19 protein-coding genes are annotated in these 21065 nt (G+C 42.8%); 2 read left to right on the forward strand and 17 right to left on the reverse strand.

Annotation, left to right across the window (positions count from 1 at the left end; translation table 11 throughout):
* Positions 1-77 precede the first annotated feature (77 nt).
* From NDQ71_RS04150 to modA, 13 genes are all read right to left on the reverse strand, one after another.
* A complete protein-coding gene (locus NDQ71_RS04150; protein WP_192542122.1) occupies positions 78-539 on the reverse strand; it encodes a molybdenum cofactor biosynthesis protein MoaE in 462 nt (153 codons plus the stop codon).
* Positions 539-811, reverse strand: coding sequence for a molybdopterin converting factor subunit 1 (moaD, locus tag NDQ71_RS04155; protein ID WP_192542121.1), 273 nt, complete (start codon positions 809-811; stop codon positions 539-541). Before moaD ends, NDQ71_RS04150 begins: the two co-directional genes overlap by 1 nt.
* Positions 789-1259 carry a cyclic pyranopterin monophosphate synthase MoaC gene (gene moaC / locus NDQ71_RS04160; protein ID WP_192542120.1) on the reverse strand — a complete coding sequence of 157 codons (471 nt, stop codon included), beginning with the start codon at positions 1257-1259 and terminating at the stop codon, positions 789-791. The genes moaD and moaC overlap by 23 nt, the downstream gene beginning before the upstream one ends.
* Positions 1260-1261: 2 nt before the next feature.
* Positions 1262-1795: a molybdenum cofactor biosynthesis protein B gene (gene moaB / locus NDQ71_RS04165; protein ID WP_064667036.1), complete on the reverse strand. Its 534-nt coding sequence runs from the start codon at positions 1793-1795 to the stop codon at positions 1262-1264.
* Positions 1796-1812: 17 nt separating this feature from the next.
* Complete coding sequence (locus tag NDQ71_RS04170; RefSeq protein ID WP_192542118.1) at positions 1813-2400, reverse strand: molybdenum cofactor guanylyltransferase; 588 nt, start codon at positions 2398-2400, stop codon at positions 1813-1815.
* A gap of 4 nt (positions 2401-2404) precedes the next feature.
* Positions 2405-3406, reverse strand: a complete 1002-nt coding sequence (gene moaA / locus NDQ71_RS04175) for a GTP 3',8-cyclase MoaA (RefSeq protein WP_192542117.1) — start codon at positions 3404-3406, stop codon at positions 2405-2407.
* Between the two features lie 48 nt (positions 3407-3454).
* Entirely contained in the window at positions 3455-6151 is a 2697-nt protein-coding gene (locus tag NDQ71_RS04180; RefSeq protein WP_301562302.1) for a nitrate reductase, read from the reverse strand.
* 9 nt (positions 6152-6160) lie between these two features.
* Positions 6161-7669, reverse strand: coding sequence for an FAD-dependent oxidoreductase (locus NDQ71_RS04185; RefSeq protein ID WP_301562303.1), 1509 nt, complete (start codon positions 7667-7669; stop codon positions 6161-6163).
* A 166-nt stretch (positions 7670-7835) separates the two neighbouring features.
* Positions 7836-9554 carry a protein kinase gene (locus NDQ71_RS04190; RefSeq protein WP_367318011.1) on the reverse strand — a complete coding sequence of 573 codons (1719 nt, stop codon included), beginning with the start codon at positions 9552-9554 and terminating at the stop codon, positions 7836-7838.
* A gap of 64 nt (positions 9555-9618) precedes the next feature.
* The gene (locus NDQ71_RS04195) at positions 9619-11088 is read right to left on the reverse strand and encodes a NarK family nitrate/nitrite MFS transporter (RefSeq protein ID WP_301562305.1); all 1470 of its coding nucleotides are present in this window, start codon (positions 11086-11088) and stop codon (positions 9619-9621) included.
* 223 nt (positions 11089-11311) lie between these two features.
* Positions 11312-12337: an ATP-binding cassette domain-containing protein gene (locus NDQ71_RS04200; protein WP_301562306.1), complete on the reverse strand. Its 1026-nt coding sequence runs from the start codon at positions 12335-12337 to the stop codon at positions 11312-11314.
* Positions 12324-13016: a molybdate ABC transporter permease subunit gene (gene modB, locus NDQ71_RS04205; protein WP_301562307.1), complete on the reverse strand. Its 693-nt coding sequence runs from the start codon at positions 13014-13016 to the stop codon at positions 12324-12326. The genes NDQ71_RS04200 and modB overlap by 14 nt, the downstream gene beginning before the upstream one ends.
* Positions 13010-13759 carry a molybdate ABC transporter substrate-binding protein gene (gene modA / locus NDQ71_RS04210; protein ID WP_064667044.1) on the reverse strand — a complete coding sequence of 250 codons (750 nt, stop codon included), beginning with the start codon at positions 13757-13759 and terminating at the stop codon, positions 13010-13012. The genes modB and modA overlap by 7 nt, the downstream gene beginning before the upstream one ends.
* Positions 13760-13806: 47 nt before the next feature.
* Between modA and glp the strand changes: the two genes are divergently transcribed.
* Together glp and NDQ71_RS04220 are read left to right on the forward strand one after the other, a co-directional pair.
* Positions 13807-15027, forward strand: coding sequence for a gephyrin-like molybdotransferase Glp (glp, locus tag NDQ71_RS04215; RefSeq protein WP_192542108.1), 1221 nt, complete (start codon positions 13807-13809; stop codon positions 15025-15027).
* A 203-nt stretch (positions 15028-15230) separates the two neighbouring features.
* Positions 15231-15767: a transporter substrate-binding domain-containing protein gene (locus NDQ71_RS04220; RefSeq protein WP_301562308.1), complete on the forward strand. Its 537-nt coding sequence runs from the start codon at positions 15231-15233 to the stop codon at positions 15765-15767.
* Between the two features lie 40 nt (positions 15768-15807).
* Here NDQ71_RS04220 and NDQ71_RS04225 read toward each other — a convergent pair whose 3' ends face one another.
* From NDQ71_RS04225 to prpC, 4 genes are all read right to left on the reverse strand, one after another.
* Positions 15808-15969, reverse strand: a complete 162-nt coding sequence (locus NDQ71_RS04225) for a hypothetical protein (RefSeq protein WP_192542123.1) — start codon at positions 15967-15969, stop codon at positions 15808-15810.
* A gap of 29 nt (positions 15970-15998) precedes the next feature.
* On the reverse strand, positions 15999-17174 hold the full coding sequence (gene prpF / locus NDQ71_RS04230; RefSeq protein WP_192542106.1) for a 2-methylaconitate cis-trans isomerase PrpF: 1176 nt from the start codon (positions 17172-17174) through the stop codon (positions 15999-16001).
* A 9-nt stretch (positions 17175-17183) separates the two neighbouring features.
* A complete protein-coding gene (acnD, locus tag NDQ71_RS04235; RefSeq protein WP_301562309.1) occupies positions 17184-19790 on the reverse strand; it encodes a Fe/S-dependent 2-methylisocitrate dehydratase AcnD in 2607 nt (868 codons plus the stop codon).
* Between the two features lie 128 nt (positions 19791-19918).
* The gene (gene prpC, locus NDQ71_RS04240; RefSeq protein WP_192542104.1) at positions 19919-21043 is read right to left on the reverse strand and encodes a 2-methylcitrate synthase; all 1125 of its coding nucleotides are present in this window, start codon (positions 21041-21043) and stop codon (positions 19919-19921) included.
* Positions 21044-21065: the final 22 nt, after the last annotated feature.

Here is a 21065-nt window from a genome sequence, read left to right on the forward strand (position 1 = left end):
TTAACTATTTGAATATGCAATAAGCACAATTATTATCACGTAGAAACTAACTCCTAGAGCCGAGTTGCTATTTTGGGTCAATCTTCCATCCATTTTTGCTGGGCCTGTAAATCACTGGCTTTAAATTCAACCCACTGTGATGAATGGCTAAAATGTTCTTTTTTCCAAAATGTGGCTTGGGTTTTTAAGTAATCCATAATAAATTGCACACCATCAAAGGCACTTTGCCGGTGTTTGGCACTCACGCCAACAAAAACAATTTGCTCGCCAAGGGGCAGATAACCAATCCGATGATAGATGCTAATTCGGCCCAACTGCCAACGCTTTTGAGCTTGCTCTGCAATGCTTAACAGTAGTTGCTCGGTCATTTGTGGGTAATGTTCAAGCTCCAGTGCGACCACATTATCACCCTGACTGAATTCTCTCACTAAACCTGTAAAAGTAACCACTGCGCCTTGCTGCACATTACCTATTTGCAGTGCATCATGCAGTACTGCAATGTCAAAATCATCATGGCTGATGGTTATTTCAATACTCATTAGCCACCTGTTACGGGTGGGAAAAAAGCTACTTCATCACCCCCTTTAACAATCGCTTGCTGTTGCGCTATTTGCTGATTCACTGCCGCTATCAGTAAGTCATTATTAAGCGCTGCTTGCCAACTAGGCTGTAAGCTAATCAAATGCGATTTTAATTGTTTAATTGAAAGCGGTTGCTTAATAGCTATAGTATAGTTTGCACACTGTAAACGCTCTTTAAGTTGGCCAAAAAACAATAGCTTTACTTGCTCAGCGTCGTTGCCAGTCACCATGTTTACCTCCTGATTTTTTTATCACCCGAATAGAGTGAATTTCCATATCCGGATCAGCGGCTTTGCACATATCAAATAATGTCAGTGCGGCAACTGATACTGCGCTAAGCGCTTCCATTTCAACTCCAGTTTTGCCTGAGAGTTTACATAAGCTGGTTATTTTTATAATGCAGTTTTGCTCGTCTAGCTCAAAATCAACGGCCACTTTGGTCAACGCCAACGGATGGCACAGCGGGATAAGATCAGCGCATTTCTTTGCTGCTTGAATACCCGCAATACGTGCAACCCCGATGACATCACCTTTTTTATTCTCATTGGCCACTACCTGTGAAAAAGCTTCTTTCGACATCGATATCATCCCTTGCGCAATCGCTTCTCGGGTGGTGATTTGTTTTAGTGAAACATCAACCATATTCGCTTGGCCGTGTTCATCAATATGACTTAACATGTTTAACCCCTAGTTGCACAGCGACTGCCAACACTAATATGTGGCACAAAATTACATGGCTTAAATGTTGCGCTTAATTGCTGCTCAATAATGCCCGTCCACGCAGTTTTGCACGCTCCCGTTGAACCTGGCATGCAAAAAATAACGGTGTTGTTTGCAAGTCCCGCAAGCGCCCGAGATTGAATGGTCGAGCTGCCAATTTCACTGTATGAAATATGTCTAAATAGCTCGCCAAATCCGTCGACCGTTTTATCAAATAACGGCAGCATTGCTTCAGGCGTTGAGTCTCGCTCAGTAAACCCTGTGCCACCAGTCACTAAAATGGCTTGAATAGTTTCATCTGCAATCCATTGCGAGGCAATTGCCCGCATTTGATATACATCATCTTTAACGATTTTTTTATCAAGCAATTGATGCCCAGCATCTTGTAAAGCTTGCACTAGATAATGTCCTGAAGTATCAGTATTTTCATTGCGAGTATCACTGACGGTTAAAACCGCAATATTGACCACGCTGTTATCTGTTGTATTAGCCATAATTTTATTACTTCTTTTTAATAAATTAATTGATTCAATTCTTTAATACCGTGCGCCTTACATAATTGGTTGTATTGCACTGGGGTATTAATATTACTAAATGCGTCGGTTTGTGCGCTTTCAAGCGACTCACCTTGGCATGTTTTTATAAACTGTTTAATCGATAAGTTACTGTCAGTTACACTGAGCACAGAAAATAAATAGTCCTGTGTCACTTGATTATTTTTAATGTAAATGGGTAATGGAAAGTCACTAAAATGCACTAAATTCATGGTTTCAGTGTGCATTTTATGCTGATAAAAATTAACTAAGCGTGTTAATAACGCGCCATTGAGTAATGGCATATCAATCGCCACGACCAGTAAATCGTTCTTAGTGTGTTTGAGGGCGCTATAAATTCCCCCAAGAGGCCCTTTATTTGGATATATATCAGCTAGATAATTTGGGCAACCGTTACGACTGATCAAAACATCGAGCACCCCAACACTGTGCAATAAATCAACACTGTGTTGTTGCAAGGTTTTATCGCCAAACAGCAGCTCAGCCTTATTGGTTTTCATGCGTGAAGATTTACCACCAGCGAGCACTAACCCAGTCACAGCCATTGCTCTATCCCCCTAACATCGCTAAATGTTTGGTTGCGCCCGTTAAGCGCTTATCAAGCTCGTGACTAATGGTTTTGTTACTCATTGCGCTGCGGATCAGTTTAATCGTTTGCTCAGCCGCGTTTTCAGTGGTGCCACTATTTAATGCACTGCGTAAGTCGATACCTTGATCAGCAAATAAACATAAATGTAATTTACCCAGCGCAGAAACACGCAAACGATTACAGCTTTGGCAGAAATCTTTGCTGTAAGGCATTATCAAGCCAATACGGCCTTGATAATCGGGATGCCAAAATTCTTGCGCAGGACCATTCAACGTGCCCTTTACGACTTGTAACCAGCCTGCTGCTAGCAAACTATCTTTAACGCCTTGGCCACTTAAATGATTTTGTTCAAAAAATTGCGTGCCATTACCGGTTTCCATCAATTCAATAAAGCGCACTGTTACTCTCTGGTGCTTTATCCAAGCAAGGTAATCTTTTAGCTGGTTATGATTAAATGCTTTAGCTAATACGGCATTGACTTTAATGCGCTTAATGCCTATCTGCTGAGCTCGTGCAATGCCGTTTAAAATATGTTGTAGCTTGTCGTGGCCAGTTATTAGTTGAAACATTTTCGGATCTAAGCTGTCGATACTGACATTAATGGCATCAAGTCCAGCGGCTTTATATTCATCAACATTATTTAATAAGTTAAAACCGTTGGTTGTGAGCGCGACTTCGCTAATTCCGCTAGTCGCTTTACAGCGTTTAATGATCTCTGGCAAATCTTTACGTAGGCATGGCTCGCCGCCCGTTAAGCGAATTTTTTTAGTGCCTAGCTTGGCAAAAGCACTCACTACAGTGGTAATTTCTGCTTGTGTCAAGAACTCACGCGGCGTATCACACTGATAACCATTCGGTAAGCAATAACTACAACTAAAATTACAGACATCGGTGATCGAGAGTCTTAAATAATTAAAGCGACGTCCAAATTTATCTTCAAGTTGATAGTTGTCTTCACGCATAAATTGTTCTACTTATTATTTTTATATACATCTGCTTTGGCATAACAACTACACCGTGACCAGCACATCAATTTGCTGCCCTTGAGCAATCACAGCATGGCGCTTAATGAGCTGACTTAATTCAGTTTTACATGATCCACAATTAGTCCCGCACTGTAACTGCAAGCCCAGTTCATCAACCCGGTGAGTCCCCGCTTTTATGGCATCAACAATTGGCTTTTCTCTGACTTTAAAGCAGCTACAAATTTGTCGCCCTTGGCTAAACTCTTCGTCAGGTGTGGCCGTTAATAATGACTGCAGTTGTGCAAAGTTCAGTGCCGATTGGCTAAACAAGTGATTGTTCCACTCAATTGATGTGGTTACTTGCTCATTCGTTACCATCGCCACAAACACTAATCGACCATTGGCAATACATTGAATACGTTGCGTAGCGCCTTCATAAAAACCTGACCACTGCCCTTTTATGCCACTGCTTTGTTGGCACCAGTAAAGTGCATCTGCGATAACATCGTTAAATGCGAGCTGATATTGGCTGCAATTACTGGCATTAACTTTTAACCAATAATCACTTTGCGCCGTTAGATCAGCCTGGCAGTTACTTTGCTTATTAACAAATACATCCATATATTGGCTAAACTCTACCGGTTGCAGCTTTATGGCCGTAAACTTCGTTTCTGGTTGACCTGAAATAGGATCAGCAATGGACGAATATAATTTGCCAACATTAGGTGATGAGGCAAATTGCTGATTCCAATGGATCGGCATAAAACATTCACCCGCTCTGAGTGAGTCGGTAATTTTGGCATTCGCTATTACTTCGCCCACCTTTGACTGCGCTCGAACTAAATCATCATTGTTGATGCCAAGCCGACTAGCATCCTTCGGATGAAGCTCAATATAAGGACGCGTAATATGGGTTGAAAGCGTTGCAGATTTGCCCGTACGAGTCATGGTATGCCATTGGTCGCGAATACGCCCAGAATTCATCACTAACGGATATTCACTTGAGGTAACTTGCTTAGGGAGTTGCGGCGTAATGGCAATAAAACGCGCTTTTTTATTCGTTGTGCTGAATTGATTTTGGCTGAACACTTGCCCGTGTTGGTAGTTATCGCCTTTAATACAGGGCCATTGGATAGGCCTCAAGGCATTATATTCGCGACTGCTCATGCCCGCTAAAGCAGATAAATTAAGCTGTCGTGACCCGTTATTCTCAAAGCTTGTTAATCGCGCCCACTCATCAAAAATTTCACTTGGCTGGGTAAAATCAAATCCACTGAAACCCATTTTTTTTGCGACATCACAGAGTATTTGCCAATCGTTTTTTGCGCCAGCGAACGGCGCGATAATTGCTCTTTGGCGAGAAATACGGCGCTCTGAATTGGTCACGGTGCCTTCTTTTTCTCCCCAACCAGTGCTGGGTAGTTTGACATGGGCATAATCAAGGGTGTCGTTACTTGCCACGCAATCCGATACCACCACCAGTTCACAGGCTTTCAGTGCTTCAGCTATTGCATCGGTATTTGGTAGGCTAACCATCGGATTGGTCGCCATGATCCACACCGCTTTGATTTTACCAGCGCGGATCGCATCAAACATATCCAGCGCTTTCGCTCCTGCTTGAGTGGCGATAGTCGGTGATTGCCAAAAACGCTTTACTAATGATTGATGCTGCTCATTTTCAATGTCTAAGTGCGCAGCAAGCTGATTTGCCAACCCACCCACTTCGCGTCCGCCCATGGCATTGGGTTGACCTGTGATAGAAAACGGCCCAGAGCCCGTTTTTAATAACTTCCCTGACGCTAAATGGGCATTAATAATCGCATTACATTTATCAACCCCTGACGATGATTGATTAATGCCCATTGAGTAAAAGCTAATGGCTGAGGCGCTAGTGGCAAACTCGCTATAAAATTGGCTAACTTCGTGGCGACTTAGTTCACAATAGCTGGCAACCTCATCTATCGTCCATGACTGCGTTGCTGCTAATGCAGTTGCAAAATCATCGGTGTGCTTTGCAATAAAATCATCATCAAGCAGTTGGTTATCCGCTAAGTAACGTAATAAACCGTTATACAGTGCGGCATCTGTGCCTGGCTTTAGTTGTAAAAACCTATCGGCCAGCTCTGCGCTATCGGTGTGTCTTGGATCGATAACCACCACTTTCATGGTTGGGTTCATGCGCTTTGCTCGTGCGATGCGCTGATATAACACAGGATGTGTCCATGCCGCATTAGAGCCGATTAAAATAAGCAGTTCAGTGTGCTCTAAGTCTTCATAATCACAAGGCACTACATCTTCACCAAAAGCGCGTTTATAACCCGCCACCGCAGAAGACATACACAAGCGTGAATTGGTATCAATATTGGCCGAACCAATATAACCTTTCATGAATTTATTGGCGATGTAATAATCTTCGGTTAACAACTGCCCAGAAACATAAAAAGCCACCGCATCTGGGCCGTGCTCGGCAATTATTTTGCTGAATTCACTCGCCACGTAATCACTCGCCTCAGACCAGTTTACTTGTTTATTGTTAATTTCTGGTGCGCTAAGGCGATTCTCGTTGCTAATTGTATCTAATAAATGGGTGCCTTTTACGCATAACCGGCCGTAGTTTGCCGGATGCTCAGGCATCCCTTCTAGCTGTGTCGGTTGATTGCCCGCTAAGGCAACATCAACGCCACAGCCTACACCACAATACGCACATGTTGTTTGAATTAAACTCTCTTTTAAAGTGGTCATGGCGCTCTCTTATGCAAGTTCGGTTACGGGGATCAATGCGCTATCACTGAGTCGCTTAGGCTCTGCTTGAGTGACGGCTAAGCTGTGTTCGGTTACACAGTGTTCGATAATGCAATTTACTCGGCTTTCGCAGCTGCCACAGCCAGTGCAGGCTTTAGTGACTGTTTGTACACCCACTAAATCGATGGCGCCGGCTAACACGGCTTGTTCAATCGTGTGTTTAGTTACTTGGTGACAACTGCAGATCATTGCTTCAGCAGGTAAATCAGCAATTGAAATCGTATCTGCTGTCGGGGCCAGCGGGAAAATAAGTGATTCAGGGGCAACACTAAGTGCCAAATCGTTCAAGTGATATTGCAGTAAGTTGTCATAATCGCTGGTATCACCAACCAATACTGCACCAATCAAACGGGTACCGGCTGGATCAGTGACTATTTTTTTGTAAACACCGCTGAGTTGATCATCAAAAACATAACTACGAGCATCCTGCGTCCGCCCATGAGCGTCACCAATTGAGCCTACTTCAACGCCCATTAGTTTTAATTTGGTGCTCATATCAGCACCAGTAAATGCACAATCACTATGACTAGACAAAATATGTTTAGCAGCAATTTTCGCCATAGCGTAACCCGGTGCCACTAAACCAAAGATAAAGTTACTCCACAGCGCACATTCGCCAATAGCATAAATATTTTGATCTGATGTTTGGCAATGATCATTAATAACAATGCCACCACGCTCACCAACAGCTAAATCAAATTCTCGGGCTAAATTATCATAGGGACGGATACCCGCTGAAAATAAAATAAGATCGGTTTCTAGCGTTTCACCACCTTTAAAGCACATTTTGTAGCGACAGCTATCTCCATCGACAATTTCTTCTGTGGCCATCGAGGTATGAACCTGCACACCTAATGCGCTAATTTTATCTTTCAGTAATCGCCCGCCGCCGCCATCAACTTGCACGCCCATTAATTGCGGGGCAAACTCTACAACATGAGTTTCAAGACCCAACTGCTTCAGCGCATTCGCCGCTTCTAAACCGAGCAAACCACCACCAATCACCACCCCCACTTTACTGCTGCTGGCAGAGTGTTTAATCGCATTTAAATCAGCAATGGTGCGATACACTAAGCAATGTTCACGGTCTTTGCCTGGGATTGGCGGTACGAAAGGAAATGAGCCAGTTGCCAGTACCAGCTTGTCATAATCAAAGATTGCGCCTTCACTGGTCGTTACTTGCTGCTTTTCCCGGTTTATATGAGTGACTTTTGCATTGGTGTAAAAACGCACTTGCCAATCCGCATATATTTGCTCGTTTGTTAGCGCAAGGTCATCGGCTGTTTTGCCAGCAAAAAATTCTGATAAATGCACTCTATCGTAAGCTAAACGCTCTTCACCACTGAGTACTGTCACTTCAGCATCTGAACTAGGGTTTATAAGGCTGGTAATTTGCTCCACGAAATGATGCCCAACCATTCCATTACCGACGACAACGACTCGTTGTTTGTGGTTCATCAGTTCACCCTACTTGCTATATATTTATTGTTATTAGCAATTAAAGCAAGGGCCATACCAAACATTTAAATTCAATATATACAAGAACTTAAATTTTAAATAAATATTAAAAGCTAGGTACAGCACCACGACGATCCATTGCTTGCACCACAGTGATACTGCGTTGTTATTTAATGATAAGCACCGTGAGTAAGCAAAGGAATAAACAAATAGCGATCACTTGCCATACCATCACGGGATTACGCTGATAAAAACCAGGTTTATCTATTGGCGTGATACTCAGCTGTGAGTTTGGGGTATTGAGATCGTTAATAAACTCTGAAAATGAACTATAGCGATGCTCAGGCTTTACCGCTGTGGCTTTCATTAACGTTTGGTCAAACCAAAATGGGATATCACTACGATAGTCACGAATACTGCGATAATGCCAAAGAGTACTACCTGAAGGTGCTTGTTGAGCAGAAGATAACGATTTATACGGTAACTGCCCAGATAATAGCTCGTAGATAATCACTGCAAGTGAAAACAAGTCACTTTTAAAATCGGCGTTTAAAGTAACCAGTGTTTCTGGCGCTGTGTAACCAAGCGTACCTTGCGGACACTCATCCACTATTTGATTAATATCATCATGCATAGCGGCAATTTTTACGGTGCCGTAATCAATCAAGGTGACTTTACCATGCGCATCAATCATGACGTTATCTGGTTTTAAATCACGATGTACCATGTCAAGGCGCTGAAAAGCTCGCAAAGCTTGGACGATTTGCAAAGCGATATTACGCACTTGGCTCAATTGTGGATCGGGCGTGTCTGCTAGCCACTGTCTTAGAGTTTGGCCATCCATATATTCACAAATATGATATAAAAAATCACTGTCATCGGCAGTATTAAGGACTTTCATAACATTGGGATGGTTAATACGCTGGCCAACCCACCCTTCCCGCATAAATCCTTGCAAGTAATGAAGGTCGTCTGCGAAGTTTATCGAGGGCGTTTTTAATACTACCGGTGCGGCATACTCGTTACTTTGCACTAAGTAAATATGTGATCGCGTACTGGCGTATATTTGCCGAAGTACTGTGTACTGATCAAGTTGCTGACCAACCTGCAATACCGCTGGGATTTTACGTTTAGTGAGATCACGGTATCGTTCATCTAAACATTTTTTGGGGATCTGCTGCACTTTTACCAGTAAACAACTCACATTGTCATCACTGCCTTGGGCAATCGCGCGCTGCGTGATAGCTTTAGCCGCAGCTTCAAGATCATTATGACTATTAATACACTCAATAATCTGTGTTTGAGTGACAAAATCGTGCACACCATCACAGCTCAATACATAAATATCATGCTGTTTTATTTCAAACTGATAAACATCAACTTCTTGGTGTAACTCTGCCCCTAAGGCCTTGGTTAAATGTTGATTAACTTTATGATCACGGGTTAATTGAGTGAGTTCACCATCGCGTAATTGCGCAACACGCGTATCACCCAAATGGAAAATAAAGCCACTGGTTGATTTTAAAATCAGTGCAGTAAACGTAGTCATCCAGTGAGCTTGACGGTGCATTTGTTGACTATTAGTCGGTGTTTGCGAATAAAGCCACAAATTTAAACTCGCCAGCACTTTTGATACTGATTTTTTTACCGACCAACTAGGCTCGGTAGCTAAATATTCATTAATAAAGTGACTGACCGCTAAATTAGCCGCTTCTTTGGCGAATTTAGCGCTTGAACAGCCATCCGCAATACACGCAACAATACCTTTGTAATCACGGTCATGACCTTTGGTATGCAGGGCTGCAAAAGCGTCTTGATTATCGGCTTTATTGCCTGGCGCTGAATGACCACCAAATGACACCTGTAGCTCATTTTTAGCATGCATATTTGCAGTGCGTTTATTAACTTGGCTGCTCGCTTTGGCGGTTTCAGCTATCATCTAATTTGCCTTAAGTAACAGAAATTAATTCAACCGAGCCGTCTTCATTCACTTCTGTGATATGGCCCTTCGGTTCTTGCATAAACATTAACGCTATCAGTCCCACTAACGCACTGCCTGCGATAACAAAAAAGAAGGTTTGATAATCAACCATTGATAATACCGTTAAATACACCACCGCCCCTACGTTACCATAAGCCCCTGTCATACCGGCAATTTGCCCAGTTAAGCGACGCTTAATAAGTGGCACCGCCGCAAAAACAGCGCCTTCACCGGCTTGCACAAAGAACGAGCACGCCATTGCAGCCACAACCGCTAACCAAAGCGGCCAACTTGCATCAACTAGCCCCATAACAAAATAACCTACTGCTAGACCCATGGTTAGCACGATTAAGGTAATTCTACGTCCGAGTTTATCAGAGATCCAACCACCACCTGGGCGCGATGCGAGATTCATAAAAGCATACGCAGAGGCGAGTAATCCGGCATAAACCATATCCAGACCAAAAACCTCACTAAAAAATAACGGCAACATAGAAATAACCGCCAACTCTGAGCCAAACGTTGTAAAATATAAAATATTCAACACCGCTACTTGTTTAAACTCATAACGCTGTGACTCTGGGACAGGATGCTTAAAAATAGCTTTATTGATATCGTAGGTTTTATATACTTCATAAACATAAAGTGAAATAAGAACAACATATACGCCTAGCACAAAGTTAGCTGATATAAGATTGGCACCACTTGGCGAAAGTTTCCAACTTAGTAATGCCAATGCCGCATACATAGGAATTTTCATGATCAACAGTAAGACAAAATCGCCTTTACTGGTTACTTCCATTGCGCCAATTTTTTTCGGTTTAAAATAGGTTGCCCCTTTTGGGGTATCGCTGACATTAAAAAACCAAATAAGACCAAATAGGATGCTAATAACCCCGGTTACAGCAATCGCATAACGCCAGCCATCTTCGCCACCAAATAACAGCGCAATCGCAGGCAGTGACATTGCAGCGGCAGCTGAACCAAAGTTACCCCAACCACCATAAATACCTTCGGCTATGCCAAGTTCATTAGCAGGAAACCATTCACTAACCATGCGAATGCCGACCACAAAGCCAGCTCCTATAAAACCCAGCGCAAAACGGGCAATTGCAGCTTGTTCAAAGGTCGTAGCCGCAGCAAACATAAAACACGGAATACTACAGCTAATAAGTAATGCCGAATAAACAATGCGCGGGCCATATTTATCGGTGAGCATACCCACCACCACCCGTGCTGGTATCGTTAATGCGACATTCAAAATCAATAAGGTTTTAACTTCACTCATACTGATACCCAATGAACTGGCTATTGCACCTAACATCGGTGCATGATTAAACCAGACAAAGAATGACACGAAAAAAACCATCCAACTAAGATGGAGCACTTTCATCTTGCCCCGAAATGATAATAAATTGAATCCTGTAGTTTGCTGCATACGACACGCTCCTGACGCTATTTTTATTAGAATAAAATCTTAAAATACTTTTAATACTATTTTTTAGTTCTAAGTAAGTTAAAAGCAGGTAAGGGCGAGCAAATTATGAGCCACATAATTATTTTCAATTATTTCAATATGGTAGGGATTTAAAATTATCTAAAGCAGGCCTGTTGCACTATTAAGGGAATGTTAATGTGCTGTATCGGTGCAAAATAGCGTACTAAATTGCATGCAGTTGTGCATACAAGGTTTGTCCTGTCGTTATCGCCAACTGCTGCCATGCCAGCGGGTTGAGACTACACAATAATGTTTGCCCATCAACATCAAGATACAGTAGCGCTTCATGCTGCTGCAGCTGACAACCCACAAACGTACAGTGCAGAGTATTGATGCAGCTGCTATTTTTTTCAGGCGCTGTGCTAACACTGATGTCATTTGCGTTTATACAAATTTTATAGTTGTTTCGATCATCAAACTGATTGATATAAAGTACTTGTTGGCTTTGGCTAAGCGTGACTTTTGTTAAGTTATACTCAGGTAATGGGCTCGGTTGTTGAAAATTAATAAAGCTAAAATGTGTAGTGCCCTGTTCATTATTTATATGTTGGCTAATAACCTCGGTATCGCCAAATCGAATTATTTTTCCTCGGCTTAATTGCAGTAGTTTATCAGCGCAATAACTAAGCTCTTTCAGAGAGTGACTGACAATAATAAAGGTAATCTTTTTATTTTTTGCTAAGTATTTAATTGCCGAGAGTAACCGCTGTTTTTTTTGCCAATCTAGTGCAGAAAAAGGCTCATCTAACAAAATAATATTTTGGCCAAGCAATAAAGTTCTAGCAAAAACAATTCGTTGCTGCTCTCCACCGGATAAGCTGCCAACCTCACGGTTTAGCAAGTCTGCAACACCTAGTAACGAGACAATCTCGTCGATCATTAATTGATTATTATTTTTAGGGCGATGCTTATAGGCAAAATTTAAATTCCCCAGCACATTTAAATGAGGGAACAACGGGCACGCTTGCAACTGTAAACAAATACCCCGCTTATCTGGTGAAAGCGTTGCTAAATTTAGCTGGTTATTAATAATAGACTGCCCAGTACTAATACCACTAATTGCAGCTAATAAACTCGATTTTCCTGCACCAGATGGACCATAAACACCAACAATAATGCCCTGTTCAACTGCAAACTCTACATCTAAAACAAAGTTTTCAAGTGGCTGATTAATATTAACTTGTAGCATTAGCGCCTCTAAAGCCAAGGTTTGATCTATTAAACTTAAACAGTAAAACTAGGCAGATAAATGAAATTGCAAATAAAATCAGTGATAACTCATGGGCGGCTTGATAGTTAAGTGCTTCAACGTGATCATATAAAGCAATTGAAACGACTTGGGTTTCACCAGGTATATTGCCGCCGATCATAAGCACTAAACCAAACTCGCCAAGTGTATGGGCAAACCCCAGCGAAAAAGCACTTAAAATTGTACTTTTAAGTAACGGGATCAATAAATAGAAAAACCGCTTTGTCGCACTAAAACCAAGCGCAATCGCCGCGCTGTTATATTGACTATTTACTTGGCTAAAACCAACCAATAAAGGTTGCATAACAAAAGGCAGTGAGTAAATGAGTGAGCCAAGCACAATCCCTGAAAAGCTAAAAGCTAACTGATGACCCGTCAGGCTTTGCCAAAACTCCCCTAAAATTGTATTAGGTGAAAAAGCCACCAGCAAATAAAAGCCAAGCAATGTTGGCGGTAAAACTAAAGGTAGCGCAATAACCGCTTCGAAATAGGGTTTCAAGCGACCTTTATAGTTTGACAGCAACCAAGCGATTGGAAAGCAAATTATCAACAATAATAAAGACGTAATAATCGCTAATTTCACAGTCAAAAATAATGCTGTAAAGTCAGTATCTAGCATTGGCTACAGGCCTTTTGATAGCCGAGTTCTGTGATCTCACTTTGCACTGCGGGGGAGAGTAAATAACTCAGTACCTTATTAGCGGCAGCTAAATTGTCAGTTGATTTTAACACCACAACTTGTTGCGTTATGGCTGGGTACTGCTGATAAGGGAGCTGCGTATATGCTAAATATTTATCATTAGCGTGTTGCTGATACGCAGCTTTTAAACTAGCCAAAGCAACAATGCCCTGCCCCGCATTGCCGCTGTCTACAAACTGAAATGCCTGCGTAATATTATGCGCCAATACAAATGATAAGTTGGTTTTAAGATAACGGTCGTTATAATATTTTGCAGCTTCGCCATAAGGTGAAGAGCGAGGATTAGCTATCGCTATATAAGAGTTTGACGAATTTAATTCAGGTTGCCAAAGTGCCAATACTCCCGTTGCATAAGTATGAATACTCTCCTTAATAATTAGGTCTTGTTGCTTTAGTAATGCCGGCCTTTTAGCATCTGCTGAAAGAAACATATCAAAAGGCGCACCATGAATTATTTGCGAATACAATACACCACTTGCGCCAGCTGACAGGGTTATTTCAATTTCATCAGCAAAAGGGGCTTTATTTAAAAGTTGCTCTAAAGGGGCTTTAAAGTTACTGGCAACCGCAATATGCAGGTTTTCTGTTGCCGATACGCTATTAATATTGAGTAATAACACAAACCAAAAATAGTAACAGACTCTATTGTAAAGCATTGACATTATGAGTATTGTTTTAATTATCTAATGAATAAGAAGAATCAATATATATGAATGACTGCTTTAATGCATCCGCTTTATTATCGGTTGAAGACGCGATTGAAAATATCTTATCGACAATAAAACCCATTGCACAACATGAACAGATCAGTCTGTTCAATTCTTTAGATAGGGTTTTAGCCAAAGAGCTAGTCTCCAACATAAATGTGCCTATTCATGATAACTCTGCAATGGATGGCTACGCTATTTGTTATCAATCGTCAGCTAATAGCTATCAACTTATCGGAACCGTGCTTGCTGGCGAATACTTTGAGCAGCCGTTACGCCCAGGCGAGTGCGTTAGAATTATGACCGGTGCCCCCATACCTAAAGGCTGTGACGCAGTTATTATGCAAGAAAATGCCACTAAAGTAGGCAATCACGTCACTATAAATCAAAAAATCAAAATGGCCGATAACATCCGCCGCGCCGGTGAAGACATCACCAAAGGTGAAACCGTTTTAACCATTGGCCATAAGCTAACCCCAGTTGACCTAGGTTTACTTGCCTCGCTGGGCATTGAGCAATTAACAGTTTATAAAAAATTAACCGTCGCTGTATTTTCAACTGGTGATGAGTTAACGCTGCCTGGCCAGCCATTAAAAGCCGGTGCAATTTATGAAAGCAATCGCCCGGTACTTATTTCATCACTGCAAAAGCTTGCGTTTGACGTTATTGACTTAGGGATCATTAAAGATACTAAAACAGCGATAAAAGACGCATTTTTAAAAGCTGACCAAGCTGCTGATGTTATCATTAGTTCTGGTGGGGTCTCTGTTGGTGATGCTGATTATACTAAGGAAGTGCTGAACGATATTGGTGAGATCGGATTTTGGAAAATAGCCATGAAGCCAGGTAAACCTTTTGCGTTTGGTAAACTTCCTAACAGCTATTTTTTTGGTTTACCCGGCAACCCAGTCTCTGCAATGGTGACTTTTATGCAACTGGTATGCCCTGCACTTAATTACCTTTCAGCCCAACCTCGCGCAAAACAAACAAATAAACTCACTGCTATTACCACCACCGCAATTAAAAAACGCCCTGGACGCACTGATCTTCAAAGAGCGATTGCAACGATTGATAACGAAGGCTTTTACACGGTAAGCGCGCTGCCTTATCAAGGTTCTGGCGTGCTGACATCGATGAGTAAGGCAAACTGCTTTATCGTCCTCCCAGCGGATTCAGCAAATGTAGCTGAAGGCTCGCGGGTAGAAATTGAAATGTTTAAATAGATTGGCATTAGCAATTCATTCTTTTTATTAACTTTAGTTATCGTCTTTTTTAAGTTGTTAAATGTACATATGCGACTAAGCTGTAAGGATAATTACAAAAACTTATCAAATAAATGAGAAAGTACTTACTCTTTTTATTTTTGTTCAGTGGGTGCGGCTATGCGGATATTTTGTTTCCTGAGTATTTTATTGATGCTGAAGTTATGTCAGAAAATAGGCAAGGTAAAGCACGTAACGACTTAATGGCTTTATCCACGGAGATACCCGGTGGCAGCTTGTCACTGATCGGGCTAAGCGGCAGAGAATCAAACTATGACGGCAGTTTAGAGTCAATAAAAGGTCAAACTCTTGGTGTCGTTCGCTCGTATAAAAACACTCCAGAACTCGACAAACTGATTAACTCAAAACAAATTAGTACCATTGTTGCTAACAATGAGTTCCAGCAAATTCATTTACTCATGAACCTGCGGGTTGATTTGATTGTAGCTGATTTTGACGTGTTAATTGCAAGTATTGAAAAGTCTCAGCTCTTCGAAACAGAAAAACAGCAAATGAAAAATGCACTGGTGGCATTGTCCCCTGCACTTGCTTACAAGCCTTTATATTACTCGGTAAGTAAAGCAAACCAACAGTGGCAGGAAATTTTAGCCGATCTCAATAACGAGATAAATAAAATGAAAGAGCAAGGTGAACTTTTAAGCTATATTGAAGAAAAGAAACACCAGTGTAGCCGCAAATAACTGGGCGCTTAAATGTTCGCAAATAAGCGCCTTTATATTGTTAAAACAATGACTCAAATGTGCCATCAGGGAATAAAATACCCGGTACACCTCTTACCGCTGTTACATCTGCGATTTGCGTGTCGCCAAAATATAATCCGCCACTGTAATTACGGCCTTTTTGTTTAACGTCTAACCAACGCCCTTGCGCACCTTTGATCACTGCGTTGATATTATTTCCTAGCGCACATTTTATCCACAGTCCGGCACCCGCACTACACCTTCCATAAGTACCCGGGCGCTGCGGCTCATACTGGCTTTTGTAACCTGCCAATCACCATCAATCAGCTGTGCTTCTGCGCCAACTTTTAGCGTGCCAGAAGGATGACCAAAGTTCACTTCGTTTAGTTGACCGCCACCCGCAGCCAAGTTCACTAAAGTGCCATTGATAGCCGCTGCGGTACCAATTGCCACTGCGGCAGTGCCCATCATGGCATGATGCAGCTTACCCATCGACATAGCGCGAACCAGTAGATCAAAACTGTCTTGGCTGATCGCTTTGCCACTTGATGAGGTATAGCTCGTAGGTTTACTGACAAAAGCCACTTTTGGTGTATGTTGACGAGCTGCCGCTTCACTAATATGACCGATCAAGCCCATTTTTACGGCACCATGCGCACGAATAGACTCAAGCTTAGCTAACGCTTGTTCGTCATTATTTATATCATCTTGCAGCTCAGTGCCGGTGTAACCAATATCCTGCGCATTAACGAAAATGGTAGGAATGCCGGCGTTGATCATGGTCGCTTTTAGTACGCCAAACTCCGGCACTTCAAGCTCGTCAACAATATTGCCTGTAGGAAATAACGCGCCATCACCATCGGCAGGATCGATAAACTCAAGTTTTACCTCAGCGGCTGGAAATGTCACGCCGTCGAGTTCAAAGTCGCCAGTTTCTTGGACTTCTCCATTAGTTATAGGCACATGCACTAAAATACTTTTTTTGATATTTGCTTGCCAAACTCGCACAACCGCAACGCCATTTGCAGGAATACGACCAGCATCAACCAGACCATTACTAATTGCAAAGGCACCTACCGCAGAGGTTAAATTACCGCAGTTCCCGCTCCAATCAACAAACGCTTTATCAATAGCAACTTGGCCAAATAAGTAATCAACATCGTGATCAGCTTGCTCACTTTTACTTAAAATAACGGTTTTACTGGTGCTCGAAGTCGCCCCGCCCATACCATCAGTTTGTTTGCCATACGGATCTGGACTGCCAATCACACGTAATAACAAGTTATCGCGCGCAGAGCCCGCCACTTGGGCGGCCTCTGGCAAATCAGTTAAATTAAAAAACACCCCTTTACTGGTGCCACCGCGCATATAGGTGGCAGGCACTTTAATTTGTGGTTTAAATGTCATTAGGGTTCCTTAAGCGCTTTGCGTGGCTTCTAAAAAGTCTTGCGCAAAGCGTTGTAATACACCCCCTGCGGCATAGATAGATAATTCTTCTTGGGTATCGATTCGGCATTTAGTTGGTACCGTAAGTACTTCGCCATCGACTCGCGTGATGATTAAATTAACGTTTCCACCTGGAGTAAGCTCGCCTGCTACGTCGTAACTTTCACTGCCATCAAGCTTGAGTGTTTTACGGGTAGTGCCCGCTGTAAATTCCAGCGGTAATACCCCCATACCAATTAAGTTAGTACGGTGAATGCGTTCGAAGCCCTCTGCAGCAATCACTTGCACCCCCGCTAAACGCACGCCTTTGGCCGCCCAATCTCGTGATGAACCTTGGCCATAATCGGCACCGGCAACAATAATTAATGGCTGTTTACGTTGCATATAAGTTTCGATTGCTTCCCACATCCGAGTAACTGTGCCCTCTGGCTCAATTCGCGTATACGAGCCCTGTTTTACCTCGCCATTTTCAATCGCCATTTCATTGAATAGTTTAGGGTTAGCAAATGTTGCGCGCTGCGCAGTTAAATGGTCGCCACGGTGCGTGGCATAGGAATTAAAGTCTTCTTCTGGCACACCCATATGTGTTAAGTACTCACCTGCTGCGCTGTCGGCCATAATTGCATTCGAGGGCGATAAATGGTCCGTTGTTATGTTATCGCCAAGCACCGCTAATGCACGCATGCCTTTCATGGTGCGCTCACCAGCAAGCGCCCCTTCCCAATATGGTGGGCGACGAATATACGTACTTTGTGGGCGCCAATCGTAAAGTGGGTCGTTATCTTCACCGTAATCAACGGTTAAATTAAACATCGGCTCGTAAACCTTCTTATACTGCTCAGGTTTTACGCTTTGTTTAATAACCGCATCGATTTCTTCATCCGACGGCCAAATATCTTTTAGCGTAACATCGTTACCTTGCTGATCTTTACCCAGCACGTCTTTTTCAATATCAAAACGAATAGTTCCTGCAATGGCATAGGCAACTACTAATGGCGGAGACGCTAAAAATGCTTGCTTAGCGTACGGGTGAATACGGCCATCAAAATTACGATTACCCGAAAGCACTGCCGTGGCGTATAAATCACGATCTATCACTTCTTGTTGAATAACGGGATCCAGCGCGCCACTCATACCATTACAAGTGGTGCAGGCAAAGCCAACAATACCAAAACCAAGTTGCTCTAGTTCTGACAGTAATTTGGCATCTTCAAGATACGATTGCACTGTTTTTGAACCCGGTGCTAATGAGGTTTTAACCCATGGCTTGCGAGTTAAGCCCTTAGCGTTAGCATTACGCGCAATAAGACCAGCTGCAATGACGTTACGTGGATTACTAGTATTTGTACAACTAGTGATAGCAGCAATAATACACGCGCCGTCCGGCATTAAACCTGCTTCATTTTCAACCACCCCAGAGATCCCCTGCGCTGCCAAGTCACTGGTTGCAACACGACGATGCGGATTTGACGGTCCAGCAATGTTGCGGCCAACGCTTGATAGATCAAATTTTAATACCCGATCATACTGCGCTGTTTTTAAACTATCACTCCACAGACCGGTGGTTTTTGCGTAGTTTTCAACGAGCGCAATTTGCTGTTCTTCACGCCCTGTAAGGCGTAAGTAATCAATGGTCATCTGGTCGATATAAAACATCGCGGCAGTGGCACCAAATTCTGGGGTCATGTTTGAAATTGTGGCACGATCACCTAAAGTCAGTGCATCAGCCCCTTCACCATAAAATTCTAAATAGCTTGATACTACACGCTGGCCACGTAAAAACTCGGTGATCGCAAGCACAATATCTGTTGCCGTAATACCAGGCTGGCGCTTACCACTGAGTTCAACACCGATGATATCAGGCAAACGCATATAAGAGGCGCGGCCAAGCATCACGCTTTCGGCTTCAAGACCGCCCACACCAACTGCAATCACACCTAACGCATCAACATGCGGTGTGTGGCTATCAGTACCGACTAAGGTATCAGGAAAAGCAATGCCATCGCGGTTTTGGATCACCGGCGACATTTTCTCAAGGTTGATTTGATGCATAATGCCGTTACCCGGTGGGATCACATCAATATTTTTAAACGCAGTTTTGGTCCAATTAATAAAGTGGAAACGGTCATCGTTGCGTCTATCTTCAATAGCGCGGTTTTTTTCAAAAGCATCAGGATCAAACCCTGCGTATTCAACGGCTAATGAGTGATCAACAATCAGCTGTGTTGGTACCACAGGGTTAACTTTGGCCGGATCGCCGCCTTTGGCAGCAATGGCATCGCGCAGGCCAGCTAAATCAACTAAAGCGGTTTGCCCTAAAATATCGTGGCAGACGACCCGCGCTGGGTACCATGGGAAATCTAAGTCTTGCTTGCGCTCTATAATTTGTTTGAGCGCATCATTGAGCATATCGGGGTCGCAGCGACGTACTAAATTCTCGGCTAATACACGGGATGTATAAGGCAGTGTTGCGTATGCGCCCGGTTTGATAGCATCAACCGCGGCTTGGGTGTCAAAATAATCGACGTTGTTATTTGGTAACGGTTTTCGGTATTGGCTGTTATTAATAATAGTCATGGTAAGACTCGCTAAATTGGGTGACGGTGGCTGCACACAGGTAGCGTGGTTAAGGAAAGTTTGAGAAAAACTGTCAGCTCAAGGCTATGTGCAAAAAACGGTGGGCTCATATGCGCCCACCCTGTGTCTTAACGTGATTCAATCGGCGTATAGCTGCGTGCTTCCGGCCCGGTGTAATCAGCACTTGGACGAATAATGCGGTTGTTAGCACGTTGCTCTTTTACATGCGCAGTCCAACCGGTCACTCGGCTCATCACAAAAATAGGGGTAAATAATTTCGTTGGAATCCCCATAAAGTGATATGCCGAAGCATGGAAAAAATCGGCATTACAGAATAATTTTTTCTCACGCCACATAATTTCTTCACAGCGTACTGACACGGGATAAAGTACATCATCACCTACTTCTGCCGCGAGTTTTTCTGACCATTTTTTAATGATCACGTTACGCGGATCGGATTCACGGTAAATGGCATGGCCAAAGCCCATAATTTTATCTTTACGCTCTAACATACCCATGATTTCTTGCTCAGCATGATCGGCATCTTTAAAACCTTCAATCATGTCCATGGCAGCTTCATTTGCGCCGCCATGCAGTGGCCCACGTAAAGTACCAATAGCACCGGTTACACATGAGTGAATATCAGATAATGTTGATGCGCACACACGACCAGTAAAAGTTGAAGCATTAAACTCATGCTCTGCATAGAGAATAAGCGATACATTCATTACTTGTGCAAATAATTCAGACGGTGCTTTATCATGTAATAACGTTAAAAAGTGCGCACCAACTGAATCATCATCAGTTTGCGTTTCAATACGCACGCCATCATGAGTAAAGCGATACCAGTAACAAATAATACTTGGGAATACCGCAACCATACGATCAATGGCATCATTCGCTTGACTAAAATCATGCTCCATTTCAAGGTTGCCTAGCATAGAGCAACCAGTACGCATCACATCCATTGGATGCGCGTCTTTTGGAATATTCTCAAGCACTGTTTTCAATGCGGCTGGTAAACCACGTAGACTTTTTAGTTTTGCTTTATATTCTGCAAGTTCGGCTGCTGTGGGGAGTTCACCACGTGAAAGTAAAAATGACACTTCTTCAAACTGTGCTTTCTCAGCAAGTTCTGCAATATCATAACCGCAGTAAGTTAAACCCGAGCCCGTTTGCCCTACTGTACATAATGCTGTTTGACCGGCAACTTGACCACGTAAACCTGCGCCACCTAATGCTTTATCAACCATCTCTGTTCTCCTTAAATATTGT

The organism is Pseudoalteromonas sp. KG3 (genome assembly GCF_030436385.1).
Taxonomy (GTDB): domain Bacteria; phylum Pseudomonadota; class Gammaproteobacteria; order Enterobacterales; family Alteromonadaceae; genus Pseudoalteromonas; species Pseudoalteromonas prydzensis.

What these genes read in the sequence shown, in the direction of transcription:
- NDQ71_RS04190 (WP_367318011.1), bottom strand. Translation starts at nt 9,554, where the DNA reads ATGCATGCTAAAAATGAGCTACAGGTGTCATTTGGTGGTCATTCAGCG.
- glp (WP_192542108.1), top strand. Translation starts at nt 13,807, where the DNA reads ATGAATGACTGCTTTAATGCATCCGCTTTATTATCGGTTGAAGACGCG.
- NDQ71_RS04150 (WP_192542122.1), bottom strand. Translation starts at nt 539, where the DNA reads ATGAGTATTGAAATAACCATCAGCCATGATGATTTTGACATTGCAGTA.
- NDQ71_RS04200 (WP_301562306.1), bottom strand. Translation starts at nt 12,337, where the DNA reads ATGCTACAAGTTAATATTAATCAGCCACTTGAAAACTTTGTTTTAGAT.
- NDQ71_RS04170 (WP_192542118.1), bottom strand. Translation starts at nt 2,400, where the DNA reads ATGGCTGTGACTGGGTTAGTGCTCGCTGGTGGTAAATCTTCACGCATG.
- NDQ71_RS04180 (WP_301562302.1), bottom strand. Translation starts at nt 6,151, where the DNA reads ATGACCACTTTAAAAGAGAGTTTAATTCAAACAACATGTGCGTATTGT.
- moaB (WP_064667036.1), bottom strand. Translation starts at nt 1,795, where the DNA reads ATGGCTAATACAACAGATAACAGCGTGGTCAATATTGCGGTTTTAACC.
- NDQ71_RS04220 (WP_301562308.1), top strand. Translation starts at nt 15,231, where the DNA reads ATGTCAGAAAATAGGCAAGGTAAAGCACGTAACGACTTAATGGCTTTA.
- NDQ71_RS04185 (WP_301562303.1), bottom strand. Translation starts at nt 7,669, where the DNA reads ATGAACCACAAACAACGAGTCGTTGTCGTCGGTAATGGAATGGTTGGG.
- acnD (WP_301562309.1), bottom strand. Translation starts at nt 19,790, where the DNA reads ATGACTATTATTAATAACAGCCAATACCGAAAACCGTTACCAAATAAC.
- modB (WP_301562307.1), bottom strand. Translation starts at nt 13,016, where the DNA reads ATGCTAGATACTGACTTTACAGCATTATTTTTGACTGTGAAATTAGCG.
- prpF (WP_192542106.1), bottom strand. Translation starts at nt 17,174, where the DNA reads ATGACATTTAAACCACAAATTAAAGTGCCTGCCACCTATATGCGCGGT.
- moaD (WP_192542121.1), bottom strand. Translation starts at nt 811, where the DNA reads ATGGTGACTGGCAACGACGCTGAGCAAGTAAAGCTATTGTTTTTTGGC.
- moaA (WP_192542117.1), bottom strand. Translation starts at nt 3,406, where the DNA reads ATGCGTGAAGACAACTATCAACTTGAAGATAAATTTGGACGTCGCTTT.
- modA (WP_064667044.1), bottom strand. Translation starts at nt 13,759, where the DNA reads ATGTCAATGCTTTACAATAGAGTCTGTTACTATTTTTGGTTTGTGTTA.
- moaC (WP_192542120.1), bottom strand. Translation starts at nt 1,259, where the DNA reads ATGTTAAGTCATATTGATGAACACGGCCAAGCGAATATGGTTGATGTT.
- prpC (WP_192542104.1), bottom strand. Translation starts at nt 21,043, where the DNA reads ATGGTTGATAAAGCATTAGGTGGCGCAGGTTTACGTGGTCAAGTTGCC.
- NDQ71_RS04195 (WP_301562305.1), bottom strand. Translation starts at nt 11,088, where the DNA reads ATGCAGCAAACTACAGGATTCAATTTATTATCATTTCGGGGCAAGATG.